General features: G+C 45.0%; 21 protein-coding genes. 15 read left to right on the forward strand and 6 right to left on the reverse strand.

The features are described 5' to 3' along the window. Positions 1-251 precede the first annotated feature (251 nt). The 4 genes from QZW82_RS30310 to QZW82_RS30325 all read right to left on the reverse strand — a co-directional run bounded on the left by QZW82_RS30310 (position 252) and on the right by QZW82_RS30325 (position 3,343). The gene (locus QZW82_RS30310; protein WP_293157475.1) at positions 252-959 is read right to left on the reverse strand and encodes a L,D-transpeptidase; all 708 of its coding nucleotides are present in this window, start codon (positions 957-959) and stop codon (positions 252-254) included. 414 nt (positions 960-1,373) lie between these two features. Then, complete coding sequence (mraY, locus tag QZW82_RS30315) at positions 1,374-2,489, reverse strand: phospho-N-acetylmuramoyl-pentapeptide-transferase (RefSeq protein WP_293157478.1); 1,116 nt, start codon at positions 2,487-2,489, stop codon at positions 1,374-1,376. 251 nt (positions 2,490-2,740) lie between these two features. After that, on the reverse strand, positions 2,741-2,980 hold the full coding sequence (locus tag QZW82_RS30320) for a DUF3134 domain-containing protein (protein ID WP_293157481.1): 240 nt from the start codon (positions 2,978-2,980) through the stop codon (positions 2,741-2,743). A gap of 111 nt (positions 2,981-3,091) precedes the next feature. Further along, positions 3,092-3,343, reverse strand: a complete 252-nt coding sequence (locus tag QZW82_RS30325) for a hypothetical protein (RefSeq protein WP_293157484.1) — start codon at positions 3,341-3,343, stop codon at positions 3,092-3,094. Positions 3,344-3,369: 26 nt separating this feature from the next. On the opposite strand from QZW82_RS30325, the gene QZW82_RS30330 reads away from it, so the two are divergent. Together QZW82_RS30330 and QZW82_RS30335 are read left to right on the forward strand one after the other, a co-directional pair. Continuing rightward, positions 3,370-5,049 (forward strand): glycosyltransferase family 4 protein, encoded by a 1,680-nt coding sequence (locus tag QZW82_RS30330; protein ID WP_293157487.1) that lies wholly within the window; start codon positions 3,370-3,372, stop codon positions 5,047-5,049. Positions 5,050-5,378: 329 nt separating this feature from the next. Beyond that, the gene (locus QZW82_RS30335; protein WP_293157532.1) at positions 5,379-5,963 is read left to right on the forward strand and encodes a PAP/fibrillin family protein; all 585 of its coding nucleotides are present in this window, start codon (positions 5,379-5,381) and stop codon (positions 5,961-5,963) included. A gap of 94 nt (positions 5,964-6,057) precedes the next feature. On the opposite strand, the gene QZW82_RS30340 is transcribed toward QZW82_RS30335, so the two are convergent. Continuing rightward, positions 6,058-6,297 carry a helix-turn-helix transcriptional regulator gene (locus QZW82_RS30340; RefSeq protein WP_293157490.1) on the reverse strand — a complete coding sequence of 80 codons (240 nt, stop codon included), beginning with the start codon at positions 6,295-6,297 and terminating at the stop codon, positions 6,058-6,060. Positions 6,298-6,461: 164 nt separating this feature from the next. Here QZW82_RS30340 and QZW82_RS30345 point away from each other — a divergent pair, with 164 nt between their 5' ends. From QZW82_RS30345 to QZW82_RS30405, 13 genes are all read left to right on the forward strand, one after another. Next, on the forward strand, positions 6,462-6,686 hold the full coding sequence (locus QZW82_RS30345) for a hypothetical protein (protein WP_293157493.1): 225 nt from the start codon (positions 6,462-6,464) through the stop codon (positions 6,684-6,686). Between the two features lie 188 nt (positions 6,687-6,874). After that, positions 6,875-7,543: a Uma2 family endonuclease gene (locus QZW82_RS30350; RefSeq protein ID WP_293157496.1), complete on the forward strand. Its 669-nt coding sequence runs from the start codon at positions 6,875-6,877 to the stop codon at positions 7,541-7,543. A 79-nt stretch (positions 7,544-7,622) separates the two neighbouring features. Next, positions 7,623-8,270 carry a Uma2 family endonuclease gene (locus tag QZW82_RS30355; RefSeq protein WP_293157499.1) on the forward strand — a complete coding sequence of 216 codons (648 nt, stop codon included), beginning with the start codon at positions 7,623-7,625 and terminating at the stop codon, positions 8,268-8,270. Positions 8,271-8,336: 66 nt separating this feature from the next. Continuing rightward, positions 8,337-8,594, forward strand: a complete 258-nt coding sequence (locus QZW82_RS30360; RefSeq protein WP_293157502.1) for a type II toxin-antitoxin system ParD family antitoxin — start codon at positions 8,337-8,339, stop codon at positions 8,592-8,594. Next, positions 8,591-8,899 (forward strand): type II toxin-antitoxin system RelE/ParE family toxin, encoded by a 309-nt coding sequence (locus tag QZW82_RS30365; protein WP_293157505.1) that lies wholly within the window; start codon positions 8,591-8,593, stop codon positions 8,897-8,899. Before QZW82_RS30360 ends, QZW82_RS30365 begins: the two co-directional genes overlap by 4 nt. Positions 8,900-9,008: 109 nt before the next feature. Further along, on the forward strand, positions 9,009-9,824 hold the full coding sequence (locus QZW82_RS30370; RefSeq protein WP_293157508.1) for a PD-(D/E)XK nuclease family protein: 816 nt from the start codon (positions 9,009-9,011) through the stop codon (positions 9,822-9,824). Between the two features lie 209 nt (positions 9,825-10,033). After that, entirely contained in the window at positions 10,034-10,195 is a 162-nt protein-coding gene (locus tag QZW82_RS30375; protein WP_293157511.1) for a hypothetical protein, read from the forward strand. Positions 10,196-10,240: 45 nt separating this feature from the next. Then, entirely contained in the window at positions 10,241-12,808 is a 2,568-nt protein-coding gene (locus tag QZW82_RS30380) for a DHH family phosphoesterase (protein ID WP_293157514.1), read from the forward strand. Between the two features lie 751 nt (positions 12,809-13,559). Next, a complete protein-coding gene (locus tag QZW82_RS30385; protein WP_293157517.1) occupies positions 13,560-14,831 on the forward strand; it encodes a transposase in 1,272 nt (423 codons plus the stop codon). Positions 14,832-14,969: 138 nt separating this feature from the next. Then, on the forward strand, positions 14,970-17,231 hold the full coding sequence (locus QZW82_RS30390; RefSeq protein WP_293157520.1) for a serine/threonine phosphatase: 2,262 nt from the start codon (positions 14,970-14,972) through the stop codon (positions 17,229-17,231). A 102-nt stretch (positions 17,232-17,333) separates the two neighbouring features. Next, positions 17,334-17,456, forward strand: a complete 123-nt coding sequence (locus QZW82_RS30395) for a zinc ribbon domain-containing protein (protein WP_293157535.1) — start codon at positions 17,334-17,336, stop codon at positions 17,454-17,456. Positions 17,457-17,721: 265 nt separating this feature from the next. Then, the gene (locus tag QZW82_RS30400) at positions 17,722-17,862 is read left to right on the forward strand and encodes a hypothetical protein (RefSeq protein ID WP_293157523.1); all 141 of its coding nucleotides are present in this window, start codon (positions 17,722-17,724) and stop codon (positions 17,860-17,862) included. Between the two features lie 152 nt (positions 17,863-18,014). Next, complete coding sequence (locus QZW82_RS30405; protein WP_293157526.1) at positions 18,015-19,256, forward strand: protein kinase; 1,242 nt, start codon at positions 18,015-18,017, stop codon at positions 19,254-19,256. Positions 19,257-19,372: 116 nt separating this feature from the next. On the opposite strand, the gene QZW82_RS30410 is transcribed toward QZW82_RS30405, so the two are convergent. Beyond that, a partial coding sequence (locus tag QZW82_RS30410; RefSeq protein ID WP_293157529.1) for a transposase occupies positions 19,373-19,665 on the reverse strand: 293 nt, incomplete at its 5' end.

Below are 19,665 nucleotides of genomic sequence, written 5' to 3' on the forward strand. Positions count from 1 at the left end.
TGTTGTGTGAGAATGGACGCACGATTTGGCATAATGGAAACAGATATTTTGGTTTGTAAGGCAATTATCTATGTATATCTTGCCTTACAGATTTTTTTTGGCCACTTTTTCAGTGCCATTTGACTTCAGTCCTCTCTTACCAGTTTGTAGTGAGGACTTCAGTCCTCTCTTACCAGTTTGTAGTGAGGACTTCAGTCCTCTCTGCTGGTTGTTGAGTCAATCAGGACTTGCATTCCGAACGCTCGAACCAGTTATGGAATAATTTCTACTTCTGTACCTTGTTGTACAAACTGATACAACTCGTCAACATCCTTATTTTCCAGAGAAACACAACCCAAAGTCCAATTCGATCGCTCTTTGATAATTTTCTCTGAATTAGCAGGCACGCCGTGAATCCCAACCTCGCTGCCAATACTATCGTACCATTTGATTGTACCTGCTTGCTTGGCTTTGATATGTTTTCGCCAAGATTGTTTGCTGGGATAATCCAGCCAGATAAATTTCGACCAAGCTGCGTGAGGATAAAAATCTTTTATGCTAAAAATTCCTTCCGGCGTCCGCGAATCGCCTTCTTTTAGTTTATCGCCTGCGGGATTGCTGCCAAATACAACAGGATAAGATTTGACCGGCTTTTTCTTTTCATATACAGTCAGCCTGTATTTTGATTTTTCCACCAGGATGGAAATTCTAGTTTTATCTAACTTATCCGGTTCGCCTAAAATTTGTGATAGGGGTTTGCCGTAGTTGAATAAATTATCTGGTGGCAATTGGGTGTGTAAAACATTTAACTCATCAGCCGGACAGTTACTTAAGCAAAAAACATCTAAAATGTAGGGAATGGGAACAGCATAACCCAGTCTAACAAGTTTCCAGTAAAAAAAGGAACTCACAGTTAGCAATAGAATGCTGGCAGATGAAGCAATTATCCAAATATTGCCCTGTCTTTTTTTGATTTCCATTGCATTAACTGGGGCTATTATAGCGGTTCTCAAAAAAGTGAGGTACGTTGTTGGGCTTAAGCCCTCTTATATTTATTATATAGTAAGCGAGGTCGCATCAAAAACTCCATTTATAGTCATACCTCATCTTTCTGATAAAGGCTATATCATCATTTTAGCTTATGAGCTTGGAACAGGCAAGATGCCTGTTCCACAACAGATTTAATATTAGTGGCACAGGCATCTTGCCTGTGATTTAGCTAGATTTAATATTAGTGGCACAGGCATCTTGCCTGTTTTTTATTCTATCTAAAACGGGCAAGATGCCCGTTCCACAACTGCATGAAGTTCTTGTGTAACGGGCATCTTATTTGTTTTTCAACATGGCTGTAAATATCAGCTACATATGCTGTAAAGTCTGTTATTAATCCGCTGTTAACTGTTACCAGTCAACATCAAAATCATTAACACTAACACCCCGTTAGTTAAATAAAAGATACCAACAACCTGAGTTTCCAGCCAGCCGCAGAGTTCTAGATGGTGGTGAAGTGGAGCCATTCTTAAAAGACGCTTGCCAATGCCATCAGGGCCTTTTGTAGCTTTGTAATAAGCTACTTGAGCAATTACTGACAGAGTTTCTACAAAGAAAATACCGCTGATTATTAATAATATCCAAAGGCTATTTGTTAATAAAGCTACCGCACCCAAAGCACCGCCCAAAGCTAACGCACCTGTATCGCCCATAAATACCCGGGCTGGATTGCGGTTGTGAGCTAAGAAACCGAAACAACTGCCGCTAATGCAGACACAAAATATCATTAATTCTGGCGAAGTTGATGCTACAGATGCGCCTAGTCCCAAAAGTGCGATCGCACCTAAGCCTCCCATCAAACCATCAACGCCGTCGGTAAGATTAGTAGCATTGCTTTCGGCAACTAACACAAAACTAGCCAGCGGCCAAAACAAGAAACCCAAAGGCAATACCCAACCGAAAGGTAAAGCAACGTTCGTAGAAATACTTGGATTGTGGAACATCAGCCACAGACAAAAAAGAGCTGAAAAACCTACTTGCAAAGCCAATTTCATCCGAGGTGAAATACCTTTATTCGACTTGCGGCGGAGAATTTGCCAATCGTCGAGCCAGCCGATGAAACCGTAAGCTAAAGTTAAAGCCGATACGGCAACAACATCTGAGTTAAATCTCGACCAAAGTAATGCTACTGCGACTCCTGCCGGCACAAAAAATATGCCTCCCATTGTCGGCGTTCCCGCTTTTTTCAAGTGGGCTTGGGGGCCGTCTTCGCGAATTATTTGTCCGGCTTTCAGTTGCTGGAGTACGGGCACAACCAGATAACCTAAACCCGATGCAACGAGAGCACAAACAGCTAGTGGCATAAATAGCGATGCAGGCGCATCCAAAAATCTACCCGCTGCTACATCTAAACCGATCGCTACAATGCCGAGTCCCAAACCTAGCAGCAGGAATAAATTCCTGCCTGTAAGTTTGAAAGGCATAGTAAAAGGGATTTTCTCATCCACAAAGTTATCCATATCACTCCTCAACACACACCATTTGAAAATAAGCATTTGAAAATTGGGGAATAGGGTGGAATACAGGAGATTGGGAAATCTCTTGGTTTTTCTTCCCTGTTTCCGGTTGATTCGTTGACCAGCCAAAAACGGTACCAGCCCTAAACTTTAGTAATCGATTCTCCCCAAATTTTAGACTCAAGTTCGGCTTCCGGTGATTCGCAAAGCTGCAAGTGAATATAAAATCTAAAATCGACTAACCATATCTACAGTTATTCGTCCCCTACACCCGCATCATCTTCTGCTTCTTCTTCTAAATCATCGTAAGGACTGTCGTCAACTGCCATTAACTCGGAAATTTCTTCTTCGTGCAGATAGTCGGGTTCTTGGACATCCCTTGCTAAGAGGCGATTGTTAGATTCCAACCAGTCTAAAAGAGAAGATTGCTGCTTTAATGGAATTACATCCGCAGGCAAGTGGCGAGGTATTTGACGCAGAGATGGGTTGTACATGATTATCGGTTTCTAAAGACAAAGACGAGATCGAGTAGAACTAATGTTGTGCCGACTGACTGCTCCTTCCATCGAACACTTGCAAATCGGGCATTTAGCAGAGCTAAGGCATTATACCACAGACACTCTTTGGTTCCGGATCGGATAGGATGGCTGACTGGTTCGGGCGATCGCCCCCAACCATGGGCGCCAGGATAACATTAAAATCCGATATTGCCAATCCCTCTTTAGCCATAAGTATTGTAATCTGAGGCGATCGTTTTTGAAAGTATCGCGGGACACGGGGCCAGCCAGCGGTTGAGTTAGAACTGTTTCCTGGTTTTGCGTCAAAGCCTGATTGTGAAAGCCTTTTACCTTGTTCAAGCAATTCTCAAACAACAAATCTCAGGATGGATATAACAGCGGCGATTTTATACCACAAAGACGGTTACGACACCGGAGGGAAAAGACTTCTGGGGCGTCATTCAGCCGGAGAAGGATTTCTCAAAAGCTTAGTCCAACACGGTACTGCTGACTCTCTCTACTGTTGCACAGACAGCGAAGCAACATTTAAGGAGTTTTGTTCGCGCATCCAACCTTGGCTGCAACAACCTCGGAAAGTCCGCTGGATTTCGACGGATCGACTAGATTTGCTATCTCAACCAGGTACAATCTATCGACCCGATCCCGCCCTTGCCGATATGGTTTGGGGGCGCAGATTTGTCAATCAGCGGGCTTACAGCGTTTGTGGCGTTACCCATACGATCGCAACTAAGTATGTCATGGAGTCGATCGGCAATTTGATAACTGCACCGGTTCAACCTTGGGATGCCCTCATCTGCACCTCTAACGCCGTGAAAAACACAGTAGAAGGAGTTCTCAGAGAGTGGTCAGAATATTTAGCGCAGCGCAACGGCGGTCAACCCGAAATTTTGGTGAAATTGCCAGTTATTCCCCTAGGAGTGGATTGCAGCGCGTTTCCGCAGGGTGTGGAAGCAGTCCAGGCGGGCGATCGACAACGACAAGAACTCGGCATTTCTCCGGGCGATATAGTCGTGCTATTTGTCGGGCGATTGACTTTCTCTGCCAAAGCTCATCCGGTACCAATGTACATCGCCTTGGAACGCGCCGCCCAACAAACAAAGGCGAAAATTCACTTAATTCAAGCCGGTTGGATCGAAGATCCGAGAGAAGAACCCGACTTTAAAAATAGCGCGAAAATCTTTTGTCCGTCTGTGAATGCTATTTTTGTAGATGGCAGAAAGCCGGAAATTAGAGTTAATATTTGGTCTGCCTCCGATATTTTTATTTCGCTGTCCGACAACATTCAAGAAACCTTCGGACTAACACCCATTGAAGCAATGGCCAACGGACTGCCGGCAATTGTTTCCGACTGGAACGGATACAAAGAATCAGTACGGCACGAAATCGACGGCTTCCGCATTCCCACACTCATCCCGCCCCCAGAAGCTTGTTTAGATTTAGCGCTAAATTATCTCGACGGGAGTTTGAATTGGCCGACTTACATGGGTCACACTTCCCTAGCCACAGCAGTTGATATTGATGCCTGCACCCGCGCTTTGTGCAAATTAATTGAAAACCCGGAATTGAGAAAGCGGATGGGCGAAAGTGCGAGAAAAAGAGCGAGAGATATTTATGATTGGAAAGTAGTAATTGCTGCTTACGAACAGTTGTGGCGGGAATTAGCTGAAATTCGGGTTTCTGCACCAGAGTCTGCACCTGCAAAAGCCGGGAAGCCGCCTTATCCGCTGGGCGACGATCCATTTCGGGTGTTGGGTCATTATGCGACTAGAACTTTAACCGATGATACGATCTTGAGTCTGGGTGCGATCGCCACACCGGAACTGTTGAGAGAGTTGCACACAATTTGGTTTACGAGCTTCGGTCAAGACCGAAGAATCTCTGTTAAGGTTCAGATAGAGATGTTAAATGCGATCGAGCAAAAGGGTGCTCTCAAAGTCGGCGAAGTTCTCAGGCGTTATGCCACAAACGAGCAAGAATCAGCATACCTCTATCGGACGCTACTCTATCTCGTAAAATTTGGTGTTTTAGTCATTGGGAATGGGTAATTGGGAATTGGGAATTGGGAATTGGGAATTGTTAATCCAATAATAACCTGCGGTTGAAACCGTTACTAAACAAACGATGTCCGCCGGACGCCGATTGAATATTAGAGTAAATGTAGGGTGCGAATGCGTACAGAGAAGCCCAATTATAAATCTGAGTAAAAAAACGATTTATTTAGTCTCCGTGCATAACTCATGAACTAATGACAACTGTCAACTGTCAACTGTCAACTGTCAACTGCCAACTGTCAACTGTCAACTGTCAACTGTCAACTGTCAACTGTCAACTGTCAACTGTCAACTGTCAACTGTCAACTGTCAACTGTCAACTTATGCTTAAAAAATCTGCACTATTAGAGATAATTGCTGGTAAGAATCGCGGTTTGCTGGCGACTCCAAACGACAAACAGGTGATTTTAAGTGCGATCGCCCAATTGGAAGATTATAACCCCACACCACGCCCTCTGGAAGCCCCAGAGCTTTTAGATGGCGATTGGCGGTTGTTGTACACCAGCAGCCGCGCCCTGCTGAATCTTGACGGTTTTCCGTTGTTGAAATTGGGTCAAATTTATCAATCCATCCGCGTCAAAGAATCCAAAATTTACAACATTGCCGAACTTTACGGCTTGCCTTACTTAGAAGGAATTGTCAGCGTCGCGGCCAGATTTGAGGCGACTTCGGAACGGCGAGTGCAGGTGAAGTTTGAGCGATCGATTTTGGGTTTAAGCAGGTTAATCGGCTATGAATCTCCTGCCAAATATATCAATGAAATTGAGTCGGGGAAAAAGTTCGCTGCTGTAGATTTTGGGCTGGATACCCGCGAACAGCAGGGATGGCTGGATGTTACTTATTTGGATGGCGATTTACGGATTGGGCGCGGGAATGAAGGCAGTGTTTTTGTACTGACAAAAGAGTGATTTTGTGATGTGCGATTAAGTTTAGGAAGGAGGCGATTTAAATCGCGCCTGCAAAACCAAAGTCCGGAGGGTGCGCGGACAAGCAAAATAATCGTTACTCCATCAATTTTGTCTGTTCTTTCTGTTCCGTCGGCATTGACTTTCTGACAGCTAGCACCAACTCCGCTTCGGTACATCGATACAAGTCCCGCATTCGGAATACTTGCCAAACTTCCATTTTGGGTAATGTTCGACCTTTTTCCCAGTTGCGAATTGAAGATTCTGCACATTCTAGTATGTGTGCTACGTCTATAATTTTCAGCCCTGCACGTTCTCTTAAGGCTCTCAGATCCATTGCTGACTGAACCTTTTGACTAAAAAACCGTTAAACTTTGCCGCTAAGTATTGACGGAGATGACTTGTGTGATGTTTAATCATAGTAGTAGAGGCGTTAGTCCATTCCCGCCAAGAAACTTACTAACGCCCTTTCCTGTAGTCCATAGAGAATACTAAACTATCATGCCACAAAACGGTTATCAAGAGGGATTCTCCGCGAATCCTAGTGCGATCGCGTACCAAAAATACCTTTACCCTTGGGCGATCGCCAAACTGATGCCAAATATGCAGCGGACTGTTGTATGTCGGTTTCGCAGGCGATCGGATGCTGAGGGCCACTTGCTGTGTCTGCGTCAACTCGTGCCTCAAGCTTCGCTGCTGTTAGTGTTTGACTTGCAACCCGACTAACATTTGGGGCGATCGCGCGATCGCCCTCTAAAAGTAGGAGGTTTTTTCGCGCGATCGCCCTCTAAAATTGGAAAGTTATGTCAGTTTGAGATTAAACTACAAACTTTAAGCTAAGCTGCACAGGTTTTTATTGTTTAGCTAAAATCAGATAAGCTAGTATAAAACTATCCTTAACTTGTTGGTGAATTATGACTGTGACAACTGCAAAATTCATCCTTCCTGAAGCGGGTCAAATTCCACAATGGCAAGCCGCCACGTGGGAAGATTATATAGCGGCTTGCGAAAATCCGCCTTTAGCAGAAGCCAAAATTTTTTTTTACGAAGGATATCTTTGGATCGACATGGGTAATGAAGGGCCTCAGCACGCCAGATTTAACGATTTGTTTACTATCATATTTTTTGTGTGGTTTACAACTAAAATAGGACAAACTTTTGATTCTCTCAGCGGTTGTGTAATTGAGAAACCTCAAGTGGGTTCAGGTGCGCCAGATAAAGTTTTATACATCGGAGGGGATTTCCCGGAGTGGCAAAAAGGGGAACCGCGCCGCATTAATCTCAATCAATGGCGAGTTCCCGATTTAGTCGGGGAGATTTCTGATACTACTTTGACTAGCGATTTAGATGAAAAAAAGCGCTTGTATGCTGCATTAGGAATTCCGGAGTATTGGGTGGTAGATATTAAGGGCGTGAGAGTGTTGGCATTTCGATTGCAGGAGAATGGGAAGTATCAGGAATGCGATTTTTCGGTAGCACTTGAGGGATTGCCAATTGCTTTGCTTTCGGAGACTTTAAAGCTTTTGAATGAAGGAAATGGAACGGCCGCGATGTGGTTTGCTCAACAAATTGGAAGTTTGTAGGTGAGAGACAATTCCTAGAAAATACTAGCTTTAATTTTGGTATAATTAGCAAGCAGCCATCTTTGGTGGCAATGAAAATATGATATTACCCACAATTACTGAAGGTACAATTTCCCTTGCAGCAGGAGACGAACTCATTCTGCGATTTAGAACTTGGCAAGATTACGAGGCATTGCTAGCCCGTCGAGAGGATAAAGCTGGATTGAGAATTCGTTACAGCAGCAAAACTCAAGAAATTAGAATTATGTCACCATTGCCAAGACATGGTAAGAATGCAGATATAGTTGCAGATTTGGTCAAAGCTTTACTGCGACATCAATGCAGAGATTGGGACGCATTTACTCCCATTACGCTGAAGCGAATTAACCAACAGGGAATTGAACCAGATTATTGTTTTTATATCGACAATCGCGAGCAAATATTAGGGAATGAGCGGATTGATTTAGAAACAGATCCACCTCCAGATTTAGCGATTGAAATCGATCTGACTTGCACGACTAAACCAGAGGATTATCAAGCGATCGCACCTTTGGAACTCTGGGTTTACCGTCAAAGTCAATTATCGATCTATCAGTTCGAGTCGCAGCAGTACCGTGAGTCTCAAAGGAGTCGGTGGTTTCCCGGTTACGATCTCAAAACGTTAATTCCTCAATATTGCGATCGCGCTTGGCAGATTGGTTCTAGTGTGGCGCTGCGAGAGTTTGAAGAGGTATTGCGATCGCTATAATCCTAGGAAATTGTCTAGTCTATAATATAACCAATACTTCTGCTTTCCAACACTATGCAAATTGTTTTGTCACCTGAAGTCGAAGCCCTCGTGCAGCGTCAACTCACGACTGGCAAATACAAAAGTGCGATCGAAGTTATACTCGCAGGCATTCAACTCCTCGAACAACAAGAAGATATTTATCAAGGACGATTGCAAGAACTTCAACGAGATGCACTAATTGGCCAGCAAGCATCCCAATGCGGTGAAGTCGTAGACGGTGCAACCGCAATGGCACAAATCCGCGCTAATTTGCGATCGCGCTACACTTCATCAGAAGCATGACTCCAAAATTTCGCCTCACCGAACCCGCAATTCAAGATATCGAGCAAATTGCAGACTATATCGCTAGTCAATCGGGACTCGATAAAGCCGATCGCTTTTTAAGCAAACTCGACGAAAAATTTGCCAAAATTGCTCAGTTTCCCAACCTTGGACGACAACGAGACGAGATTTTACCAGGCCTACGCAGTCTCCCAATGGATAACTATCTCATACTCTATATGCCGATCGGACAGGATGTAGAAATCTTTCGATTTGTCAGTGGTTATCGAGATTTGTCAGCCCTATTTATTGATGCTGATGATTGAAGTAAATTATCTCAAAATAATAGATTCTTTCGGAATCTGAAGAATTACTAATTTTCATAATTTGCATAACAAAATCTTACCACAAGCTCAAAAAAATCACACCTCAAAAATGCTGCGACTCTCCCAAACCCAACTCAAAATCCTTGAAGAATGCCCCCGCAAATTCCAGCATAGCTACCTAGAACTACTCGCCAGCACCGCCTCCCCCGAACATAAAGAAAAACTCACATGGGGCAGTCACTTTCACCTTTTGATGCAGCAGCGAGAACTAGGATTGTCGGTTGAATCCATCACCCAACAAGACCCAGAATTAGGACGATGTGTGGCAGCATTTATCAACGCCGCCCCCGAACTTTTTGCGAATTCAGAAAATAGCGACCAAATTTTCCGCCAAGCCGAACACCCCCGCATCCTGATTTTTCAAGACTACCTATTCACCGTTATCTATGACTTGCTAATAGCCGAACCAAACTCTGCCCAAATTCTCGACTGGAAAACCTATCCCCGCCCTCAAAAATCAAAATGGATAGCCGAAAGTTGGCAAACCCGACTCTATTTATACGTTTTAGTAGAAACTAGCGACTATTCCCCGGAACAAGTTTCCATGACATACTGGTTCGTACAATTGCAAGGAGAAGAACCGCCACAAAAACTCACATTTTCCTACAATCAAATAGAACACGATCGCACAAAACAAGATTTAACCCAAATATTGCAGCAGCTAACCGACTGGCGACAGCGCTATACCGAAGGTGGCGAATTCTTCCCCCAAGTACCAATTATTTCCAATCTTTGCGATTCCTGTCAATTCGCCACTCGCTGCAACCGAACCCAAGACTCTACATCTTCCTCATCAAATCTTCCAGCAGAAACTCCCACTAATTGGTTGCCAAATCTTGCTATAATCGAGGAAATATCTATTTAACTAAAGCTCGGTCGGGGCGGGTTTAGAGATATTATGGGTGTGAATTAAAGTTGGTTGGCGAACCCGCCCCTACTATAATCGAGGAAATATCTATTTAACTAAAGCTCGGTCGGGGCGGGTTTAGAGATATTATGGATTTGAATTAAAGTTTGTTGGCGAACCCGCCCCTACTATAATTATGGTTAACTTACTCGACATGGCATAATATTATGTCAATCCTGAACGCATTGGAAGACGAAAAACCCAGTTTATACGAAGTTTTGCATTCAGTAACTACAAATCTAGGAAAAAACCCGGTTTCTGAGGTTTGGAATTATAAATTTTTTTCGATCGGTGGGGGCAGGTTTATAGATATTGTCGATTTGAATTAAAATTTTTTGGTGAACCCGCCCCGGCTTGAATTAATGAATTAACTTATGACACAAACACTTCAAGAATGGCAAAATCAACCCTTAACTCAACCCCCAGACTGGCTGATTCAAACTGTCAGAAATTATGCGCCAGAACTCCCAGGAAACTATGCGGCTGCACTTCTCTGGGATAGAGGAATTCAAAACCCGGAAGAAATACCAGGTTTCCTGAATCCCCAACTTTACCAACCAGCAAGTCCGTTTGAATTCGGCTTAGAAATGAACTGGGCGATGGAAAGAATCCAGCAAGCACGAAACAGCGGTGAGAAAGTCGCTATTTGGGGAGACTTCGACGCGGACGGGATTACCTCAACCTCAGTTTTGTGGGATGGACTGGGAGAGTTTTTTGTTCAAAATGACCAACTAACTTATTACATTCCCAATCGCTTAACAGAATCTCACGGTCTTAATATTCCCGGAATAAACAAGTTACATAAATCTGGAATTAGCTTAATTATTACCTGCGATACTGGTAGCACAAATATTGATGAAATTGAATATGCTACAAGTCTAGGTATTGATACAATTATTACGGATCATCATACATTACCGGACGATCGCCCTACAGCGACGGCAATCATCAATCCCCGGTACTTTTCGCCCAACCACCAACTGTTTAACCTGTCCGGCGTTGCGGTAGCTTACAAATTAATCGAAGCACTATACCACACATTGCCGGATATTCCGCAACGACCGATCGCAGATTTATTGGAGTTAGTGGCGATCGGCTTAATTGCCGATTTAGTCCAACTTACAGGAGATTGTCGCTACCTAGCACAACTCGGCATCGAACAACTGCAAAAACAAATCACAAATCCCACCCGTCCGGGAGTTGCAAAATTACTCGAACTGTGCAAACGAGCGGGCGATCGCCCAACCGACATTTCCTTCGGCCTCGGCCCCCGAATCAACGCCGTCAGTCGCATTCAAGGCGACGCCAGCTTCTGCGTAGAACTCCTCACCAGCCGGGACAAAAAACGCTGCGAAGAACTAGCAAATCTAACCGAAATTGCCAACACCAGGCGCAAATCTTTGCAAAAAGATGTGGCAAAAGATGCAGCCGAAAAACTAGCAAAACTAGACCTCTCAACCACCAGCGTCATCGTCCTCAGCGACCCACAATGGCCCGTAGGAGTATTAGGATTAGTGGCGGGACAAATCGCCCAAGAATACGGCCGCCCGGTAATTTTATTCTGCACGGAAGGAAGTGAAGAAATCAAAGAAAGTATTCCAGAAACTAAATTTATAGATTCTTTTGACTCGGATTTAGAAACACTTTCTCAATCTAAAATCCAAAATCCAAAATCTAAAATTGCCCGCGGTTCTGCCCGTTCGGCCAATCAAATCGACCTTTACCAATTAGTCAAAGACCAAGCGCATTTATTGGATAGATTCGGCGGTCATCCCTTCGCGGCAGGCTTGAGTCTCCCAGTTGAAAATATCCCGCTATTTACGGATGCTATAAATCAGCAACTCCGACAGCAATACAGCGCAGATAGTTTGACAGCGGCACCAGTTCTAGCAGACTTGAAAATTACAGTTGCGGAATTAGGCAAACAGTTATTTCAAGAACTGAAATTGCTTGAACCCTGCGGCATGGGCAATCCCGCACCTAAATTGCTGATTGAAAATTGCTGGTTTAAGAATATCTACAATAGAAATATTAAAGATTCACAGGGAAAAGAAGTAAAGTATATCAAAACTTCTTTTGAAATTTGGGATGAATCTAGTCATGCAGGCTTTCCCGGCATTTGGTGGGGACATTACCGAGATGAAGTTCCCGAAGGGCGGTGCGATGCGACTGTCGAACTCGATTTCAATACTTATACGTCGAACTATGAAGTGCGGTTGATAGCAGTGCGGGAACGCACGGATGACAAACAAGTTAGTTCCCAGACTAAAATTGATTGGATATTTGACTGGCGGAATAGAAATAATGATGAAGAGTTATTAGCAGTTAGCACAAACTTGGAATTTGAAATACCGATCGACAATCTAGCTGACAATTCACCAATGCTCGATCGCGAAAACTCGATTATCCTCAAAGAATGCCCCGCAAGCTGGGACGAATTGCGCGTCTGGTTTCGGCAAGCACAGCACACTCAGAAAAAACTCGCGATCGCCTATACTTTACCTCCATTGCTACCACCGCAGCAAATCTGCCAACAGCTAATTGGCATCGCCAAATACCTCAGCCGCACCAACAAACCCGTCACCCGACAGCAACTCCGCCAAAAACTCGGCATCAGTGACACGTCGCTGCAACTTGGATTCACAACGTTAAAACATCTCGGTTTCAAAGTCAATTATCGCGATCGGGCTTTTCACATCACCAGACAACCCGAAGCCAGAGAAATCGGAGTTCACACCTCCAAACCCTTATTCTCTAGCCCCTCAACTCAATTCTTGGTGCCAAATTCCCCCATCGCCGCCCGTTACGCAGCGCAATTCCTAGCCGCAGTCTCCGAAGAACAATTCCGGCGAAAATATTTCTGTGAAGTACCTCTTTCTACCATTGTGTCGATCGCCCGAGAGACCGTTTTCCAAGAAGATTATACAGACACTCTCTTTTAATTGAGACCTTGCACTTTTTTCCGTAATATCAAATCCGATTGCATCGTCCTGTATTCATCTCTATCTTCTCTCTCTGTGTCCTCTGTGTTCTCTGCGGTTAAATCACCTGACGATACAACCGGAAACGATATAACAGGCTTTCGGGCCCGTCCCACAGATCGAATCAGTTTTTTGTCAGGCAAACAGGCAAAATCTTAGATAGTAAATGCTTCCAAACTGTACCCAATTTAAATTCTATATCTCAATCATCTCAATCATCTCCCCCCCCTCTCCCATTCTCCCCCTCTCCCATTCTCCCCCTCTCCCATTCTCCCCCTCTCCCCCTCTCCCTCGCAGGGCTGATTCCTGACATGGATGTCGCATCTGAGTTTTAAGAAATATCTTATACCAATTTTAAAAAAGAATGCAACAGTATTCTTCTTTCCCCCCCTTAGCAAGGGGGGGCTAGGGGGGGTCGAAGACTGTTGCACAATTTTAGAGAATTGGTATTAGTTCTGAATCGATGCCGATAAAATAAGTGGTAGGGCAATGGGAGTTATCCGTTGCGAGTCACGCTCAAAACTCAAAACTCGTAAATCAATACGGAATGCGGGAAACTCAGAGACTTTAGTCCTGAGAGGGAAGCGACGCGAGGGACTTGAGTCCCCGTGTTCTTTATTTATTTTTTCTTAAATATTTTGTGGAGCGAGGTTGAGATGTCTAGTATAATAGCCAAAAGTAGACAATTCAAGCAATATTCAGGAAAACAGAGGTGAATAAAATAAAAAAAATAATGGGAGTTCAGCCAGTATTGCTGTCTCCTAACAAAGAGCTTAAAGCTTTGTTAGAGTATCTCTGTCAACAATCTGGCAAACTGTATAATAGTGGCGTTTATTTGGCTCGTCAGATTTTTTTTAAGACCGGAAAACTGTTGACTGGAAAGTTTGACTTGTCTGTTGAATCGTCAGTTTCAAAATCAATGGTTGCTAAATCATTGCCATCAACACCAATGCAACAAACATTGATGTCTGTCACCGAAGCCTTCAAATCTTTTAAAGAATTAAGAGATTTGTACATCAAAGGTCAATTGCATTTTAAGCCCAAGCCACCGGGATACCTGAAAGGGTCTAAGCTGTTCAAAGTAGCTTATCCTAATTCTGGAGGGTTAAGACCGAAACTTGTTGGCAATCAGTTAAAATTTTCCTTGGGTTTGACGGTGAGAAGGTGGTTTGGAGTTTCTGAATTCTTTCTACCTATGCCATCAAATCTTGATTTTTCTGATGTTAAAGAGTTTACAATTCTCCCTAAGAATGGTGCTTTTTATCTTGAGATGTCCTACGAGGTTGAAAAAAAAACACATAATCTGGACATTAATCAAGCGTTATCAATTGATTTGGGAACGGCTGATAATTTAGCAGCTTGTGTCGATACATTAGGAAACTCCTTCTTGATTGATGCTCGTGCTATGAAAGCGATGAATCAATTGTGGAACAAGAAAGTAGCAACGAGAACAGAAGGAAAGCCAGAAGGTTATTGGGATAATTGGCTAGACCGTGTAACCCGCAAACGCAATCACCAAATACGTGATGGTATCAATAAGGCTGCAAAGTTGATCGTCAACCATTGCCTGAAATCCGGAATTGGCACGCTGATAGTTGGGTGGAATGAAGGTTTCAAGTCTAACAGTAATCTCGGCAAAGTGAATAATCAAAAGTTTGTTCAAATGCCTTTAGGTAAACTGAAAAATAGGTTAAAAGAACTCTGTGATTTGCATGGCATTAGGTTTGCTGAAACCGAAGAAGCGTATACGTCGAAAGCTAGTTTTTTGGATGGAGACTCCCTGCCCCAACATGGTGAAAAACCATCTGGGTGGAAAGCATCTGGAAAACGAATTAAACGTGGCTTGTATCAGTCAGCTAATGGCAGGGTGGTGAATGCAGACTTAAATGGTGCTGCCAACATTCTGAGAAAAGTAGCCAGTAAGTTAGGTGTAGGCTTAAACCAACTGGGTAGACGGTGTTTGACGACTCCCAGCGAGAGTTAGACTTTGGATATTACCAAAGCCTATTCTGTCCGCAGAATCTCGGTGTCTTTAGACCTGAGAGTGTCAAAACTTACCACCCCAAACCCAAAACTTCTCCACCGCTTTCACTCGATCGCACATCTCCAATATAAAACCCCTATGCTCCTCTGTCCCCGCTGCCAATTTGAAAATCCCAATCTAAACAAGTTTTGTCAACAATGCGGAAATTCCCTAACTTACAAAGCTTGCCACCAATGTGGAACCCAAGTCGCTGTTAGCGCCGAATTATGTCAGAATTGTGGCGTCACAACAGGTCAAGTGTGGCGGGCGATTATCTGCGGTCGATCGAACTTTCCAGCAGGCGAGCTACAGCAGTCAACTACACCATCAGCCGAGCTTACACAAAAAACCGACAATTTTCCAGAAACCCGATCGACCCAAAACTCTCCCGAACCGATCGCAGACACCATTAAAACAGAAATCACCGCCGATTCTCCACAACTTGATGCGGCCGAATCCCCCAGCCCAGAAATTAGTGGCGCTGAAATCGTCGTGGGGGCGATCGCCACCGAATCCTTTCAAACAGACCAAAAAAGCTCTAATACAACACCAGAACGCGAAATAACCCCATCGGACAACATTTTCACGACCGTACCACCGCCAGAACCAACCCAGGAAGCAACAGAGAACCCCGAGGGCGCATCTTCCCCATCCCCAAAAATCTGGGCCCCCTATTCCGAATATTTAATCCCTTCCCAGCCAGCAGGAGCGTATCTAGACAGCCAGCAGCGCTACCAACTCCTAGAAACCTTGCCAGCAAGAAAACCCTCAGACACAGTATCAGCAACAGTATTGGACTGTCAGCCGCTGCAACTGTCACCCCTCAAAGCAATGCTAGCAGCCAACTCTGCCAGCGTCGCCAAACGCACATCCCCCTACACCGCAGCTATCGAAGCCGGAGAAAATGCGACCAATTCCGCCTTAGCAGAACTTTGCCAAGGCATAGCTGAACCTTATCTGGCACTGCGGTGGCACTTCTCTCACAACCTGCCAGTCATTCACGATAGCTGGTCAGACAACCAACAGGCCGTACTGCTGCTAGAAGACTGTTCGCAATGGCCGCTGCTGGTAGAACGCTGGAGTCAACCCGAAACTTCCACCCAGCAAATTGTGTACTGGTTGCACGAAATGACCGAACTTTGGGCGGCCCTCGAACCCTGGCGCTGCCGCCAAAGCTTGTTGGAACTGACAAATTTGCGGGTCAATCCCGACTCTTCCTTTTCCTTTGCCTCTTTGCGGTTGCAATACCTCTATCCCGAACCCGCCGGCTCAAACCTGCAACTGGTAGATTTGGGACAATTGTGGCAGGCGATATTTAACCAGTCCGAGCGCACTCAGTTTGGCGCCTTGCTCGAACTGCTGCAACAAATGTACAAAGGCGAGATTAACACTATAGAAGAATTGCGATCGCGCCTGGAAACCGTTCCCCTCGAACTCCAATCCGCACCTTCACCAACCTTAACCCCCACCCGTTTCCAAACAGACATCCCCGATAACTCGCCCCCCGAAGTTGTTGGTGAGGTCTTAACCCAGCCCATGCCCGTCCAGATTTACAGTTTAGAAAACGCAGGTCTCACCGATGTCGGCCGCACCCGCGAGCACAACGAAGACTTTTTCAGCATCTGGACTCAGCTTAACAAACTCGAAACCTCCTTCGGTCGCATCTTTCAAACCAAAGGGCTTTACATTCTCTGCGACGGGATGGGCGGACACGACAGCGGAGAAGTAGCCAGTCAATTAGCCGCTGAAACCCTCAGAGAATTCTTCCAAAGCAGTTGGGAAAATCAACTACCCGACGCTGATACCATTCGCGAGGGAGTGCTGCTAGCCAACAAAGCCATCTTTGAAATCAATCAAAAGGACGGTCGCTCCGGCAGCGGCCGCATGGGTACAACCCTAGTCGCAGTCTTAGTTCAAGACACCAAATTCGCGGTTGCTCACGTCGGCGACAGTCGTCTCTACCGACTCCGAAAGGGACAGACACTAGAAAAAATCACCTCAGATCACGAAGTAGGCCAGCGCGAAATTAAGCGCGGGGTTGACGCCGAAACAGCTTATTCCCGTCCCGACGCCTATCAACTAACTCAAGCCATCGGCCCGCGAGACGGCAATTTTCTCAAGCCAGACGTGCAGTTTTTAGACTTGTCGGAAGATACTTTATTGATTTTGGCCTCCGACGGTTTGACAGATAATGATTTGTTAGAAACTCACTGGCGTGACAGTCTCGAACCTCTGTTCAATCCCCAAGCTAATCTCGACGAGGGAGTTGCCGACTTGATTGAACTGGGCAACACGCGCAACGGTCATGACAATATCACGGCAATTATCATTCGGGCGCAGGTAGGCCCATTTCGATTTTAGAATTGAGATACTGCCAATTTTTGCAAAGGTAGCACCGCGGCCCCTGACAGCCTGGGTTAAACCTGCAATTGTTGCAGGAAAAGGAAACACCAACTTTGGCATCTGTCATCAAAAACTTGTTCGGCTTGCGATCGCATTCAAGTAATGCGATTAAAAGAACGAGTTTTTGATTGTGAATGTTGCAGTCTGTCGATCGCTCGGGACTTAAACGCAGCGATTATTTAATCTTTCATTCCCATTATCGGCGAGTCAAGATCCGTCGTCCTGAATTCACCCTCTAGACTAGAAAGAGCCGACCACCTAGAAAGCATCAAAAAAACAAGTTTCTTATGTGTCCTACATATCAGTATTATCCACTGTGTATCAATTTTATCGAAAATTTGGGTCTAAAACCCCGTCGTTCTACGACGGCTTTTGGTAGAATTGTACCAGTGGTAAAGGTAATCAACCACTTAAAAAACCTTGCTGTCGAAAGACGAAGCGCTGAACCTTGACAATTGAATCTATGCAGTTCTGCTGCATTGTTCTAGCTTCCTCCTGGCAGCAGGTAAAAGATTCACAGGAACACGGGCGATCGGTTTTTGAAGCATATTTGTTTCAAGCTAAACAGGACTTGCAGCAATGCAACTAGGGTAGGGCATACCCGAAGTAACGCTTGGGGAGAGTCTCACCTCTGGCTTAGACAACGCAAGGAATCTAGGTTAAGTGATCTCGGTGAGCCAAGAATCTCAGTGCGTTCACGCCGGAGAGTGTCAAGTGGCAGATTAATCACATCAATCTAAAATGCTGCTGACTCTTTTAGATCCAGAAAAAAATACCCCTCTGCAACAGTGGAGTTTCGAGAACGAGTCCATTGTCCGCATCGGCCGCTCTCCTGAAAATCATGTTGTGATTCCCAATGCTTTGGTATCGCGGGATCACGTGGAATTGCAAAGAGTTAAAAGCGGTGCTAACCGCCAGTGGTATTTAGTCAATTCCGGGACAAATGGCACTTTTGTTAACGGTACTCTCATGTCTCAGGGTTGGATATCCGACGGTGCCCTGATCCAATTGGCGCGGGGCGGCCCAATTCTGCATTTCCAAGTTCTGACTATTCAAGTCGGGGGCAAAATTGAGGCGATCCCTACTTTCAATCCTGGCACGCCACAGTGTACCCACGCTGGAAATCCGCCGGGTAATTTATTCTGCATCCACTGTGGGGAACCGATTAAAGTCGATCGCACAATCCGCCACTACCAAGTGCTGCGAACTTTGGGCCAAGGCGGTATGGGAACAACAACTTTAGCCTGGGATCGACAGAAAGCCAAAGCTCAACAACCGGGAAGTTCTCCCGCAGCTTCTCTGGTAGTTCTCAAGGAAATGAATGCTGACATGGCTCAAATAGTCAAAGCTCAAGAACTGTTTGAACGTGAAGCTAAAACTCTCAAAGCGCTGCACCATCCAGGCATTCCTCAGTTTTTTGACTTTTTTGTCGAAGGTGGCAAAAAATATTTGGTGATGGAAATGCTTCACGGCGAGGATTTAGAAAAACGCATTTACAATCGCGGGCCAGTTGTTCCCCAACAGGCGATCGAGTGGATGATCCAAACCTGTGAAATTTTGGACTACATTCACTCTCAAAAACCCCCGATCGTCCACCGCGATATTAAACCTGCCAATTTGCTAGTGCGCCACCGCGACAATGGCATTACAGTGCTGGATTTTGGCGCCGTTAAAGAAATCGGCACTCCTCCGGGCACTCGCATCGGCGTTGAAGGCTACACCGCACCAGAACAAGACCGGGGACAGCCTCTCCCTCAGTCAGATTTATATGCTATTGGGCCGACTTTGATTTTTTTGCTGACAGCCCAAAGCCCTCAAAAGTTTTACGGAAAAATTGCTAGAGGTTACGGATTTAAGCTCGAGAATATTCCAACGATCGCCCCGAAGTTGCGGGAGGTCATTCTACGAACCACCGCAGCTAAACCTGGGGATCGCTTTCAAAGTGCTCAACTATTAGCTAGAGCTCTAGCCACTTGTCTGTGAACGAACCTGACGGTCAACGGAGTACCGTTAGACCGCAGGCTTCTTTTTCCTTTTCTGCAAAGGCTTTTTTGAGTGACGGAGTTCCCCCGCCACTTTGATGATTCAGACCAATTTTTCTAATAAGTAAGTTTAGCTGAGTTTTCATCTCGATCCAAAGACTCACCGCATTGACAAGAATGCCACCGCTGAGACAATTCTTTCGGTACTTTGTTGAGGCAGTTCCAACAATATTGAGAAGTTCCCTTTGGATCGACGAACAAAACATTTTTACCCAATTTCCAAGCGACATACTTGAGAACACTAGCAAATTGACCGTGAGCAGCATCAAGCATTGATTTATTCAAGCCACTTTTAGCTGACTGACCGTTCGGCAAGTAAACTAAATTGCCATCCTCGATATCAGTCTTAG

This window comes from Microcoleus sp. bin48.metabat.b7b8b9.023, assembly GCF_013299185.1.
Classification (GTDB): domain Bacteria; phylum Cyanobacteriota; class Cyanobacteriia; order Cyanobacteriales; family Microcoleaceae; genus Microcoleus.